13 protein-coding genes are annotated in these 13,070 nt (G+C 68.7%); 9 read left to right on the plus strand and 4 right to left on the minus strand.

What is annotated here, in order from left to right; genetic code table 11:
- Positions 1-30: 30 nt before the first annotated feature.
- Together ACX9TP_RS18680 and ACX9TP_RS18685 are read right to left on the minus strand one after the other, a co-directional pair.
- Complete coding sequence (locus ACX9TP_RS18680; RefSeq protein ID WP_482981082.1) at positions 31-969, minus strand: FG-GAP repeat domain-containing protein; 939 nt, start codon at positions 967-969, stop codon at positions 31-33.
- Positions 970-1,065: 96 nt separating this feature from the next.
- Positions 1,066-1,533: a hypothetical protein gene (locus ACX9TP_RS18685; protein WP_482981083.1), complete on the minus strand. Its 468-nt coding sequence runs from the start codon at positions 1,531-1,533 to the stop codon at positions 1,066-1,068.
- Between the two features lie 365 nt (positions 1,534-1,898).
- On the opposite strand from ACX9TP_RS18685, the gene ACX9TP_RS18690 reads away from it, so the two are divergent.
- Positions 1,899-2,603 (plus strand): trypsin-like serine peptidase, encoded by a 705-nt coding sequence (locus ACX9TP_RS18690; protein ID WP_482981084.1) that lies wholly within the window; start codon positions 1,899-1,901, stop codon positions 2,601-2,603.
- 165 nt (positions 2,604-2,768) lie between these two features.
- Here the strand turns inward: ACX9TP_RS18690 and ACX9TP_RS18695 are convergent, their stop codons facing one another.
- Entirely contained in the window at positions 2,769-4,181 is a 1,413-nt protein-coding gene (locus ACX9TP_RS18695) for a serine/threonine-protein kinase (protein ID WP_482981085.1), read from the minus strand.
- A 306-nt stretch (positions 4,182-4,487) separates the two neighbouring features.
- Here ACX9TP_RS18695 and ACX9TP_RS18700 point away from each other — a divergent pair, with 306 nt between their 5' ends.
- The 6 genes from ACX9TP_RS18700 (at position 4,488) to ACX9TP_RS18725 (ending at position 10,428) form a co-directional block, all read left to right on the plus strand.
- Positions 4,488-6,119 carry an LVIVD repeat-containing protein gene (locus ACX9TP_RS18700; protein ID WP_482981086.1) on the plus strand — a complete coding sequence of 544 codons (1,632 nt, stop codon included), beginning with the start codon at positions 4,488-4,490 and terminating at the stop codon, positions 6,117-6,119.
- 62 nt (positions 6,120-6,181) lie between these two features.
- Positions 6,182-6,433: a hypothetical protein gene (locus ACX9TP_RS18705; RefSeq protein ID WP_482981087.1), complete on the plus strand. Its 252-nt coding sequence runs from the start codon at positions 6,182-6,184 to the stop codon at positions 6,431-6,433.
- A complete protein-coding gene (locus ACX9TP_RS18710; protein ID WP_482981088.1) occupies positions 6,430-6,711 on the plus strand; it encodes a hypothetical protein in 282 nt (93 codons plus the stop codon). Before ACX9TP_RS18705 ends, ACX9TP_RS18710 begins: the two co-directional genes overlap by 4 nt.
- Positions 6,708-8,666 carry a hypothetical protein gene (locus ACX9TP_RS18715; RefSeq protein WP_482981089.1) on the plus strand — a complete coding sequence of 653 codons (1,959 nt, stop codon included), beginning with the start codon at positions 6,708-6,710 and terminating at the stop codon, positions 8,664-8,666. Before ACX9TP_RS18710 ends, ACX9TP_RS18715 begins: the two co-directional genes overlap by 4 nt.
- Positions 8,663-9,592 carry a hypothetical protein gene (locus ACX9TP_RS18720; RefSeq protein ID WP_482981090.1) on the plus strand — a complete coding sequence of 310 codons (930 nt, stop codon included), beginning with the start codon at positions 8,663-8,665 and terminating at the stop codon, positions 9,590-9,592. Before ACX9TP_RS18715 ends, ACX9TP_RS18720 begins: the two co-directional genes overlap by 4 nt.
- Entirely contained in the window at positions 9,589-10,428 is an 840-nt protein-coding gene (locus ACX9TP_RS18725; RefSeq protein WP_482981091.1) for a hypothetical protein, read from the plus strand. The genes ACX9TP_RS18720 and ACX9TP_RS18725 overlap by 4 nt, the downstream gene beginning before the upstream one ends.
- Before the next feature lie 99 nt (positions 10,429-10,527).
- Here ACX9TP_RS18725 and ACX9TP_RS18730 read toward each other — a convergent pair whose 3' ends face one another.
- Entirely contained in the window at positions 10,528-12,036 is a 1,509-nt protein-coding gene (locus tag ACX9TP_RS18730) for a hypothetical protein (protein ID WP_482981092.1), read from the minus strand.
- Positions 12,037-12,186: 150 nt separating this feature from the next.
- On the opposite strand from ACX9TP_RS18730, the gene ACX9TP_RS18735 reads away from it, so the two are divergent.
- The gene (locus ACX9TP_RS18735; RefSeq protein ID WP_482981093.1) at positions 12,187-12,582 is read left to right on the plus strand and encodes a type II toxin-antitoxin system PemK/MazF family toxin; all 396 of its coding nucleotides are present in this window, start codon (positions 12,187-12,189) and stop codon (positions 12,580-12,582) included.
- A 292-nt stretch (positions 12,583-12,874) separates the two neighbouring features.
- Complete coding sequence (locus ACX9TP_RS18740) at positions 12,875-13,057, plus strand: hypothetical protein (protein WP_482981094.1); 183 nt, start codon at positions 12,875-12,877, stop codon at positions 13,055-13,057.
- The last annotated feature ends 13 nt before the right edge of the window (positions 13,058-13,070 follow it).

The following is a 13,070-nucleotide window of genomic DNA, read 5'->3' on the forward strand; positions in this document are numbered from 1 at the left end:
GCGGCTGGAGACGTGTGGGAAAGAAGGCTGCTACCGGGGACCCACGAGGTACCAGCAGTTGTACACGGCCGGTGGCGGCGTGGACTGGGAGAACCAGGCCGGGCAGCCGGGGCTCATCGAGCCGAGGGTGGTGGCGCTCACCAAGCTGGTGCCGGCCATCGTCCAGAGCATCACCTGGCCCGTGCTGGGGTTGTGCCAGACGATGTCCTGGCGGCGATCCCCCGTGTAGTCCGCGGTGGCGCCGACATAGTAGGCCAGCGGCACGACGGGCAGGGTGGCGGTCCCGAGCACGACGGTGTTGTTCATCAGCGCGATTTCATTCTGGCCCGTGCTCTTGTTCCTCCAGAGGAGGTCCGTCCTGCCGTCCCCGTTCATGTCCGCCGCGCCCACGATGTGCCAGGGCAGGGGGCGGGAGGTGATGGGGGAGTTCCCCAGGGACGTCGTCCCGCTGAGGTAGCGGTAGAAGTGCTGTCCCGTGACGCGGTTGTGCACCACGAGGTCCGTCCTCCCGTCCAGGTTGAAGTCACCGGACGCGGCGACGTACCAGCTCGCCGACGGGAGCAGGGGCGAGATGGAGGCCATGCCGAGGACGGAGAAGGTGCTGTTGAGGAAGCGCACGCTCTCCCCGGCCGCGGCTGTCGTCGCGTGGTAGACGAGGTCGGGGTCCGACGTGGGGCCGCCGAAGTCGGAGGCGGCCTGCACCATCAGCGAGGGCGAAACGGCGGGCAGCGTGGCCGTTCCACTCAGCACCGGACCGCTCATGAGCCAGGCGCCCATGTTGCCCGTGGACTGGTCCCTCCACAGCAGGTCCGAGGACGCATCGCCATTGAAGCTGACGATGCTTCCCCGGATGGCTTGCGAAGACTCGCCCAGTGGCGCCTCACCGCCCGTCGCTTCGCCCTCCGCTCCGCCACACCCCGCTTGTCCCAGCAGCCCGGTGATACACAACGCCAGCATCCGGCTCTTCATGGCCCACCCCTTTGAGTGACACCGCTTTTTGCGGTTTCACTTGGAGTGTATGTTTCACTCGATTTCCAGGACAAGGGGAGATGAGGGCGCGGACGTCTACAGCACCTCCTCGAGGGCGCTCTTCCAGCTGTAGCCGCCGGGCTGCTTGCCGACGATGGTGCTCTTGTCCGGATCGATGTGGATGAGCAGCACGCCCCCGTCCACGGAGACCCGGGTGCCCTCCGTCGACAGCCGGCAGGTTGTCTTGGTGAGCGTCTCCTTCACCGCCGCCTTTCCCTCGGCGGTGCGGCAGACCTCGACCAGGGTGCCCACCGCGGCCTCGCAGGCGCTCTGGGTCCGGTCCTTCAGTGGGTCGAAGGCGGGGTAGCTCGTCTTGTCGTAGCTGCTCTTCACGGCCGTCCCGCAGGCCTTGTTGACGGCGTCCTCCTTCGTCTTCAGGTCCTTCTCGTAGGCCACCCAGCCGTTCTTCTGCGCCACGGTGAGCCGTGCTGGCTTCGCAGAGGAGCCGTCGGCAAGGGCAAGCGAGGCGGACAGGCAGAGGCTGAGGGACAGAATCCGGGACATGGAGACTCCTGGCGGTAGGGGATGGCGGAAGACGGTCCGCCGGTCATCCAGGAGAAACGCCCGCGGGAATTCTTTTGCATTCTCCCGGCTGTCACGCAGGAGCGCCGGGCTCCCCCTGCCCCCACGTCCGCCTGCCCGAGCCCGAGCGCACCCAGCCCCCATCGCGGCTCTACACGTGGCTGGGTGGGACACCGCCCGCCGCGGGTGCCCGGGCCCTGGCGGCCGAGCCCGCCGGGGACACCTCGCCCGTGGAGCAGGGGCGCTCCCGGCTGTAGGCGCCGGGCATCGACTTCTCCATCACAAGAACCCGCGTCCACCGTCAGGAGGGTGGGGAGCGCTCAGGTCCCCCAGCAAGGATCTCCGCCATGGCTCCCCTTCTCGCTTCCAAGCAGTACCCATACACCGTCGTTGGCGTGCTGGAGATCTTCTTCGAGGAAGGTGGAGCGCTGAGGAAGTGGGTTGGTAGCGGGTACCTCTTGAAGACGGCAATGTACTCGCACCGCAGGGACATCGTCCTGACCGCCGCGCACAACCTCACCTTCCTGCGGAAGCAGAACCTGCGGGAAGTGCACTTCACCCTCTACGGAGACCGCGACGTCTACTCCATCGCGTCGCGCGCGAATGGCACCCTCCGGTACGCGATTCCCCAGGGCTATGACGAGCGCCCGAACAGCCCGGCGTTCGACTTCGCGGTGATGCTCCTCCAGAAAGGCGTGGGAGGTCCGAATGCCCCGCTGATGCTGACTCCCATTGATGACACGCTCCGGGTGGCTGCGACCATCGCCGGAGGCGTGAGCGCCAGGGTAGGGGAGGGCAACCGCAAGGTGTACTCCAGCACCGTGACGGCCGAGAAGCAGATGACCTCGCCCCTGTACTACCCGGTGGACGCGACCGCCCTTGGGATGAGTGGCGGCCCCGTGCTCGTCCAGGGGGATTCTGCGTGGGCTTCCATCGGCGTCGTCACCGGGACGGAGGACGTGGACGACATCCTCCGAGGAATCGCCACACCGATTTTCGAGGAGACGGTGAGGATCATCGACACGCTGATCCAGACCTCACTCGCCGGGTGACGCCTGATGGCCACGGGGCAGGCCGAAGGTGTCATCGGGCATGCCGAAGATGTCGCTTTGGAGCGCTCTGGCCGGAGAGCTTCGAGCGGCGGGTTCGATTCCCGCCGCCTCCATTGTCATGCGAGTGGACGGCGCGCATCTGATTCCGGCGCGGGCGTGCACCTCTCAGTCCGCAGGGCCCGAGGTGGAAGGGCGATCGGGTGGGAAGACGGGCACGTAGCAAGCTTCCTTGTACACGTAGGCGATCCCGACACAGTCCTTCGGGGCCAGGGCCACCTTCAGCCAGCAGCCACCATGGATGGGAACGTACCCTTTGTGTTGGCAGCGTCCGTTGGCATCCGGCCGCAGCTGTCCCGGGAAGGGCTTGGGTGGCACGTCCAAGGCGATGGGCGACCACGAGGACGGCGGCACGGTGGAGGACAAGGGGGCCGTCAGCGCGGAGTCCCCGACAGCCACGGTGCCGCCGTCCTTCAACTCCAGTCGTGCCGAGGATTGAGCGTTCGCGGGGGAGTTCTCGTGCCACGCGCTCAGCAGCCACCCGATTCCCAACACCAGTGACACGCCCGCACCGGCCGCGATGCGCCAGTGTCTCCTTCCCTTATTTCGCCCCCGGAGTGAAACGCGCGGCGAGGACACCCTCACGTCCACGGGCCGGGCTTCCTCCATGCCGAACAGGGACACATCCGCGTCCGGCCCCGCCTCGCACGCGGCCTTCTCCATCGCTTCAGCCAGCTCGCGTGCGCTGCCACGTGCCTCCGGATGCACGGACATCATCCGGGACGCGAGGGCACTCAGCTCCACGCAGCAGCGCCCATTGAGCGCGCGCGGAGCGCGGGGACCCGGGCCCTCCATGTCCCAGACGCGAGCGCCCTCGGCATCCAGCCCCAGCGAGGGAGGGTACTCTCCGGTCACCAGCCGCCAGGCGGTGACGCCCAGTGCGAAGACGTCATCCGATGGCCCGGGCGCGTAGGGCACGGATGGGAGAGGGGGGCGCATCACGGTGCGCCATGCCTCCGGCGAGCGGTAGGCCGGCGTGCCAGGAGGGAAGGGCGGCCAGGTCAGCGTGGCGGCGCCAAGGTAGTGGCTGGAGCCGAGGTCGACGAGGAAGGCCTGACCATCCGCCTCCCTCACGACGACGTTTTCACCTTTCACGTCTCTGTGCACGCCTCCCGCTGCATGTATGGCCTCCAGTGCCCGTGCGAGGCTGGCGAGGCACGAGAGCACCTGTCGGGAGGTGGCCCGGTGTGCCCTCGCCCAGTCATGAAGAGAGCTTCCTTCCACCCACTCCATTGCGAGATATGGGTAGGCCCTGCCATCTGGAGCCTGCCATTCCCCGTGCCCAACGAGGCGAGGGACGCTCGGGTGTCGGAGGCGGGAGAGCAATTCCGCCTCCCGAGCGAAGCGCGTATCTCCAGGGTGCAGGGCCAGCTTGAGGGCCACGGGCCCCAGGGTTCGCTCCGCACCGAGGGCACGATAGACGGCGCCGTAGACTCCGCGTCCACGCCGCTCCAGCACGCGCCACGGCCCGACTCTTGTGCCCAGGGGAAGGCGTGCCGGGTTCAGATAGCCAGGCGCCATGCAGGTCTCGCGAGGAGGGACGCGGTCAATCCGCTCGCCGCGAGCGTACTTCCCGCCGCGCTCCCTGTCAGCGAGACCCGCGATACCGACGTGGCAAGGCCCGGTGAGCGCGCCAGCCGCGTTACAGCGGCGCGCAGTGCAACGCTAGGGCCAGACAGGCTGGAAACCCGTCACGCGCCGTCCGCGAGCGCGTGGTCCCCACCAGGCCGCAAGTATTCCCAGACAGTTGAGGGTTGAAGCAGGAGCTGCGCCGTTTCCCGAAAGGTCGCCCGCACCTCCGCGTGGCGCCCTTCCGGGAGGCCTCCCATGACATCACCCCTCCGAGTCCTGGTGTCCGTCAGTGCCCTGCTGCTGTCCCTGTCGCTCGCTGGCTGTGACGACTCACCCGACACGGACCCGCCCGCCGACGCCGGGACGTCCGACGCGGGGCCCTATGTCTGGGATGGCACCTACACCGAGCTCGAGGAGCGCGGAGAGTTCCTGGACCAGGGCTCCTTCGCGCCGTGTACCTTCGACACCCGGGACGCCAGTGTCACGGCCTGCCACGAGCTGTCGCGCTTCGACCTCTCGCAGTGCAACCGCGACACGCTCTCCGACATGCCTGCCGGAGCCATCTACGAGTTCGCCCTCCGGGACGCACGGCCTCCACCGGATGGAGGGCTCGTCGCCTTCAGCAGCACGGGCGCCCTGTTCCAGGAAGACGGCGGCACCATGTTCTTCGAGCCCCTCCAGCTGCGCGACACGGGGGCGGGCCGCTTCTTCGTTCGCGGACACAAGGTTCTCGCGTCGGGCGCTGTCTCCACCGTCACCCTGGCGGGCTGCCAGAAGAAGGGCGCCGACACCCTCACCGGCTGCTACGCGTACTGCGGGCGGACGCGGCTCATCCAGTCGGGCACCTTCGAGGGCATCCGTGTCTCCAGCTGGGGAGGAGAGCCCGAGTCCTCCGGCGGCCTCGAGCTCGTCTCCGAGGGCTACACGCCCGTGGGCCAGCCCGTGGACGTCTACGTCACCAAAGGCCATGCCTACGTCGTCTCGATTCCCCACCTGGTGCGCCTCGGTGGACTCTCCGTCTTCGACGTGAGCGACCCCCGAAACCCCGTGCTCAAGAAGACCCTCTCCCTGCCCGGGGACAACTACTGGAATGGCGTCTGGGCCAGGGGCGACGCGCTCTACGTGGCCAGCAACGAGGCGGGGACGCTCATCTACGATATCTCCAAGCCCGCGGAGCCCGAGTTCGTGCGCAGCCTCACGACGGGCATCTACGGCACCCACACGGTGCTCGTCGACGGCGACCGGCTCTACTCCATGGCCACCAGCAGCGGCACCTTTGTCCACGACATCTCCCAGCCGCTGAACCCCCAGCCGCTCACCGTCATCTCCCTCCCGGACCAGGCCAGCTGGGGTGGGGCGCATGACACCTTCGTCTACGAGGGCCGCCTCTATGTCAGCAATTCCTATGACGGCTACGCCGTCGTGGACGTCACCGACCTGGATAACGTTCGCGAGCTGGGCGCGTATCGCCGTCCGGACCTGAGCTTCGCGCACCACAGCGCGGTGGGCACCTTCGCCGGCCGCACCATCGCCTTCGAGGGCGGCGAGGGCAACTACTCCCATCTTCGCGTGCTCGACGTCACCCACCCCGAGCGCATCGTGAAGATTGGCGAGTTCCGCACGCACAGGCCCGTCACGTCCATGCACAACCTCATCCTGCGCGGCAACCTGCTCTACATCGCCTGGTACCATGACGGCGTGCGAGTGCTGGACGTGTCCAATCCCACGCGGCCGAAGCAGGTGGCTCACTACAACACCTTCCGCGAGACGGACCCTCATCGGTACGAGAGCCCCTTCGAGGGGGCCCTCGGCGTCCGCATCCCCGGAGATGGCTACGTGTACGTGGCGGACTCCTCGCGCGGCCTGCTCATCTTCAAGGAACTCTGACGGCTCGCGTCCACCTATTGCAGTTGCAGCATCGCTTCATCTGGCCGATGCTTCTACACCCAATGTCCAACCCCGTACGCGTCGTCTTTCGCAACCAGGCCAACGCACCTGTGACGCTCATCATCAATGGTTACGCAAGCGGCGGCGCCCCGACCCGCGTCTATTCGGGGCAGGTCACCGGAATGAGCGGTGTCTTCCAGGTGTCGGGCTACGCCTCCTACGCCTGCTCCGCCTATGCGACGAGCATGCTCTCCCCGTCGCTCGCCCCCCAGACGGATGTGTCCATCGTCTTCACCGCGGAGCAGACGTCATGAGCATGATGCGTGTCGTCTTCGCTCCACTCGCGGGGCAGAGCTACTGGGCGGAGATCAAGAAGGTCTCCCAGGGCAAGACTGAAGAGGTGACGTTCTCGCAGGTCCCCAAGTCGGCGACTTCCGACGTCACCACGACGTTCTCCGGCGACCCGGGCGGGACCTACTTCATGCAGCTCCTCCCCTCGGGAGGGGCCAAGGCCCTCTCGGGGACGGCGACCTTCTCGTCGGATGTCACCGTCACCTTCGGCGCGCTGTTCACGGTCTTCGAGGAGGGATGAGCGCCCCGCGGTCCGAAGAGACGCCGTCCCTCTTCCTGGTGGCGTTGCCCCGCTCCCTGTCGTCGAAAACATGGGCCTGGGCCCGCGAAATGCTGCAGCTGGCCTCTCCCGGCTGGGTGACGGATGGCGAGGTGCTCAACCTGGAGCGCTTCGCCTTCGCGTCCACCCCCGCCGCGGTGCACTTCCTTCGCCCGTCGGACGCCCCCGCCTTCGAGGCCGCCCGCGAGCACCTCGTGCACCTGGTGCGCCCCACGGGCTGGGCCTACAAGGACGTCACCCAGCCCTTCGTCGTCTCCGCCGCGCTCTCCCAGCCCGGCCCCTTGCGGGTGCTGAAGATTCGCCGCTCCCTCGCCGACGTCGCGCTCGCCATGGGGGACCGGGGCTGGACCTACCCCGCGCGGGGCGTGCGCCGCGACAACCCCGACGAGGCGCTCATCGAGGGCCTGCTCGACGCCCAGGAGGCGCTCGACGCCATTCCCGGGATGGTCGTGGACTTCGACGACCTGGTGATGGACGAGCTCGCGCTGCCCGCCTCGCTGCGGGGGCTCTATCCCGGGCTCGCCATGCCCGAGGTCGTCACCTTCGACGAGCCGTTCCTCCGGGCTCGGGACGAGGTCCTCACGCGGCGCCGGAGCGAGCGCCACCGGGTGCTCGGAGAGCTGGTGCTCCAGGCCGTGCAGCGGCGCGCGGAGCGCCGGGACCCGCCCGCGGAAGCGCCCAGCGCCTCCTCGCCGGTGTCCGGACGCCGGAGCCGCCCCCGCATCCTCGTGGTGGGCGATGCCGTGGCGCCCACCGGCTTCAGCCGGGTCACCGCCAGCATCTTCCGGCCCCTCGCCAGCGACTACGACATCCACCAGCTCGGCATCAAATACGCCGGCGGCGCGCACGACTTGCCGTGGACGCTCCACCCGGCCATCGACGCCCGGGGCGTCAGCCGCCTGCAGGAGCTGTGCGCCACCCTGGCGCCGGACCTCATCTTCCTCGTCAACGACATCTGGGTGCTCGGTGACTACGCCCGGGCGCTCGCTCGCGTGCCCGGACATCACCGCACGGTGGCCTACTGCCCCGTGGACTCCGGACCGCTGAGCGCGAGCTTCCTGGCGGGGCTCCAGGGCGTCCACCGGCTCGTGGCCTACACCGCGTTCGGTCAGGGCGAGCTGCGCGCCGCCGCCTCCCGGCTTCCCGGCGCGCCCACGTGGCCGGACGTGGATGTCATCCCCCACGGCATCGACACCGACGTCTTCCGCCCCCTGGCGCCGCCGGGCGAGGCGCTCGTCGCGTCCCGCCGCCGCAGCCGCGCCGCGCTCTTCGGGACGGACGCGCTGGACGATGCCTTCATCGTGCTGAACGCCAACCGCAACCAGCCGCGCAAGCTCATCGACCTCACCGTGCGGGGCTTCGCCGCCTTCGCGAAGGGACGCCCCGACGCCCGGCTCTACCTGCACATGGGCACCGAGGACGTGGGCTGGGACTTGCGCGGACTGGGAGAGCGCTTCGGCGTCACCGACCGCCTCATCATCAGCACGGACCACCGCTACGCGCCCCGGCTGACGCTCGCCCAGCTCAACCACGTCTACAACGCGTGCGACGTCGGCGTGAATACCTCGAGCAGCGAAGGCTGGGGGCTCGTCTCCTTCGAGCACGCCGCCACGGGCGCCGCCCAGGTCGTCCCCGGCCATACCGCTCCGGGAGAGCTCTGGGCGGGCAGCGCCGAGGTGCTCGACGTGGAGTTGACCCTGTGCCAGCCCCGCATCCTCACCGACGCCCACGTGCCGTCCGTGGCGTCGCTGACGGCGGCGCTCACCCGGCTGTACGAAGACCGGGCGCACCTGGAGGCCCGCTCCCGGGCCGCCCACGCGCTCGCCACCCGCCCCACGCTCCGGTGGGACAACATTGCCCTGGAATGGGCCCGCCTCTTCGAGGACGAGCTCGCCCGGGGTGGAGGCCGTCCATGAACAACACCTACCAGCAGGCCCTCGCGGGCACCCTGAGCTCGGCGCCCACCGGCGGTATGCGCTCCATCCGCTTCTGGAACAACCTGCCCGTGGACGCGCAGCTCTTCTACCTCGCCGAGGACGCCTCCCGGTGCGCCATGGGCGTCGTGCCCGCGGGCTACGCGGTCAACTTCTGGGTGGCCAACGGGGACTACATCAGCTGGTCCTGCCGCCACACGGGCTCGTTCATCGGCGTCTGCTCCATCACCGCCAGCACCACCAGCGTCTTCTTCGGGCCCAACTCCATGGTGGACCCCAATGACATCGGCCTGCCTCCTCAGCCCACCAGCGAGGTCATCATCCCTCCGGACTCGCCCCGCGTCCTCGTGGCGGCGGGCCTGCTGAAGAACCGCAACCGCACCATCCGCGAGCAGTACTGGCGGCGGCTGCCCGAGTCCTACACCATCGCTCCGGGGGAGACGCAGACGGTCAGCAGCACGTCCACGTCGAACATGCAGCAGACGTCCTCGAGCACCGACACCGTCTCCGCCTCCCTCGGCGCGAGCGCGAGCGCGGGCTGGGGGCCCATGTCCGTGGGCATCTCCGCCAGCCTGAGCGCCAGCTCCACCAGCTTCCAGGAGGTCTCCGTCAGCACCGAGTACACGGCCTACGTCTCCGACACCCTCACCGCCACCGAGAGCTACACGCAGATGTTCCTCAAGTGGCAGATGATGGACATGGTCAGCGTGCTCTCTCCGAGCGGCGAGGTGCTGTCGAGCATCGTCAACGGGCTGTCCCCGGTGGTGCTGCAGGGGCCCTACAACGTGTCGGACCTCTCGACGCTGGGCGCCGCGAAGCAGCACCGGCTCCCGGAGCGTCAGGGCTTTCCCCGCACGCGTGTCGCCGCCCGTCCGTTCCAGCCCCGGACCGCGGCGGGCCGCAGGTGATCATCGCGTACTGGAATACCGAGCGGGCCAGCGGCCTGGAGTCCCGCAACCTGGGACCCCAGGCCCGCTGCCTCTGGTGCTGCCAGCAGATCCTCCGGTGGATCATCGCGACAATCGAAGCCCATCAGGCCATGCCGTCGCTCATCTTCCTGGCCGAGGTATCGCAGGGCGGGGGGCCGATGTCCGCGTACCTCAGCAGCTTCTCCGGCTACCAGGCGCGCTACATCCCCGCGGGCGACGTGAACAACAACCCCAGTCCCTGCTCGTTCATCGTCATGTGGCTGGACACGCTGAATCCGGAGATCAAGGTCGTCGGGGCCAGCCAGCGGCGGCCCATGTTGCGGGTGAGGGTGCAGGGCCTCACCGTGGGCGGCGTCCACATCATCGCCAACTCCGAAAAGGCCCCTGATGAAATCTTTGGCGACATCGCCGAGCTCGACCGGGAGGTCCGGCCCGCGGTGCTCATCGGCGACATGAACTACCCCTGGACGAAACTCGACCAGACGCAGCCAGGCGATACCAAGAGCCTGTCAGAAGAGGTGCGGTCCCTCTTCGGCTGGACGCCTGTGCCCCCCGGGCTCCAGGCCACCCACGGCCGGCGCTCGCGGGAGACCGGGGAGCTCAGGACCCAGGTGCTCGACTACCTGTGGAAGTCCCGCGACGTGAACCGCATCGAGGTGATACCCCCGATTCCCGGCTACAGCCAATGGACGCAAATCGACCATGCGCCCATTGCCTACCGCATCCACCTGAACGACGAGGACGAGGTGATGTCCGAGGGGGAGGATGTGAGGGTCCGCGAAGCCGCGGTGGCCTCGATTCGCGCGCGCTTCTGAGTCTCAGCCGTGGGGGCGCCGTGCCAGGCCGGAAGCCGCTGTCTCCAGCAGCCTCCGGCCCCGGCCTCCAGGATGAAGGGCCGTTGCGAGAAGCCCGTCCTACGGCCCCCGGAGGACCGTCAGCCCCTGGTCGGTGAGGACGAGCAGCATGCTCGGCGTCACGGTGGGCTCGTAGACGAGCTGCAGGACGCGCTGGCCGGACACCTGCCGCACCTGGCTCAGCGTCGTGCCGTCGGCCTCCAGCCGCCAGAGGCCCGAGCCATTCGTGCCGATGTAGAGCGCGCCGTCGTCCGTCGCCTTGAGCGCCTGGATGCGATTCGTCGGCAGCCCCTCGAGCTTCGACCAGTTGCCCGCCGAGCGTGACTTCGGCGTCATCGCCCAGACGCCGTACTCCGCGCTGCCCAGGTAGTAGCGCCCCGAGGGGGTCTGCTCGAAGGCGCGCCAGTAGTCATCGGAGGCCTGGCCGTTGAGCTTCTCGTTGAAGCTCTTGAAGGTCCAGGGCGTGGGCCCATCCCAGGTGTTCTCCCGGTCCCACTCCTCCAGGTTCGCGCTGGGCACGAGCACTCCGAGCATCTGCTCATTGGCGACGAGGACGTCCCCGTTCGGCGCGATGCCCAGTCCGTACATATAGGGACACTGCAGCGAGCCCCACTCCGAGCCGTCCTCGTAGAGGTACCAGCCCGGGTGACGGTGGCTGTTGTAGACGAGCCCCTGGATGCGCGTCACGCCGTGGTTCGTCGTGATGTAGAGGTCGCCGCGGTAGCGGCCGCGCGTCACGCGAGCGCAGTTGAGGACGGAGCGGTCCTCCTCGTAGTGGAAGTCGTTGGTGTTGTGGATGCCAATCTGCTTGTCCTTGTTCGACGACTTGACGGTGCGCCAGATGTGCTCCTCGAGCACGACGCTCCCATCCGGCTGGACGCGGACCGCATCGAGGTCCCCCTTCTGGTACTCGGCGTAGCGCTCGGGCGTGTAGTACGGCTCGCCCGGTCCGGGGATGTACGTGCGCTGCTCGATGCCCGGTGCGCGCTTCATCTCGTTGGCGCGGTACCCCACATACGCGCGCCCGGCCTCACCGCCGCAGATGACCGTCGAGTCGATGGCCAGCGAGTCCGCGCCGAACGGCTGGCGGGCCTGACCGATGCCCGTGGTCCACGTCGGGGCCGAGTCCCCCGGACGCAGCACGCCGATGCGGCGGCCGTCGAGGAGCCACACGTTCAGCCCTTCATCGAGCCCCACGCTCTGCGGCGTGCCGGCGCCATACGCGCGCGTGTAGTCGAGCACCGCGTCCACCGGCCACGGCCCCGCGTTCGCGGGCTCGCCACCGTCGGGCGTCGTTCCTCCGTCCGTCGGCTCGCCGGCGTCGGGCGTCGTCCCGGCGTCCGCCGGTTCGCCGGCGTCGGGCGTCGTGCCCCCGTCTTCCTCAGGCGGGGGTGTTCCCGCATCCGAGGAGGCATCCGGTGGGGACGGTGAGGGAACATCGTTTCCGTCGGGTGGCCCGGGCCGCTGCTCGTCCTGCGGGTCGACTGTCGGTGGCTCATCAGTGCAACCCACCGAGAAGAGAGAGATGACCGCCAGCCCCGCCCCCACCACCCCTGCGCGAATGCCCATCCGTTCCTCCGTTGACGGAGGCTTCAGGGCAAGTTCCGGGCCGACGGCTCCCACCGCGGGGGAGCGAGCGCGGCACGGGCCGGTGTTCCCGGAGCAATCGTTTGGGGTAGGACGCCTGACGAAGGCCAGCGCGATTCGGTGGGCACCCGCATGGAGACGAAGTCAGCGACGCAGACGGGCAGGGGACCCTCGGCCATTCATCGCGGTGACATCTTCTGGGTGGTGCCAGATGAGGAGCGGGGGTCGGTCCCCGCCATCGCCCATCCGTACGTGGTGATTCAGGACGACGTCTTCAATCGCTCGCGCATCCACACGGTGGTCGTCTGCGCGATGACGTCGAACCTGAAGCGGGCGGGAGAGCCCGGCAACGTGCTGCTCGAAGCGGGGGAGGGCAACCTGCCCAGGCAGAGCGTCCTGGTCGTGTCGCAGGTGTCCTCGGTCGAGAAGGCACGGCTCGGTGAGTACATCGGAACGCTGTCCGACGAACGCGTCGAGCAGGTCCTGGCCGGCATGCGCTTCCAGCAGGCCTCGTTCTTCAACCGCTGACCCCCACGTCCCGGGAGCTTCGCGCCCACCGCGGACGCCGCGAGCGGGGACTCGCGGCGTCCGAAGCGCCCCCATGCCGATGGTGTACGGCGTGGGTGGGCGCTCTCGCCTGAATGAGTCGATACCCCTCAGTAGGGGGTCACGGCGCCGCTCGCCGGTCCCGACGCCCCTGCCGAAGAGGCGCCGTAGCCGAACAGCCGGAGCGCGCCGTGCCCTTCGAACTGGAAGGGGCCCGTCGCGGGGTAGCCATCACGCCCCACCGGTCCCGGGAAGTGAGGGGCAGGGGGCCGGTGTGCAGGCGTGGCTTGGGGGCGAGGCTGTCGAGGACCCGGGTCGAGCTTCCCAGTACCCCGGCCGCTGGTACTTCTACGTCAAGTCCATCAAGCTCAAGCGGCACGGGTCCGGCCGCTACGACTTCCAGGGCGAGAAGGAGCTTCCCAGGGACGCACAGGGTGCCGGCTACAAGCCCGGGTAGCCTCTTCACGAAG

This window comes from Pyxidicoccus sp. M15 (assembly GCF_056858435.1).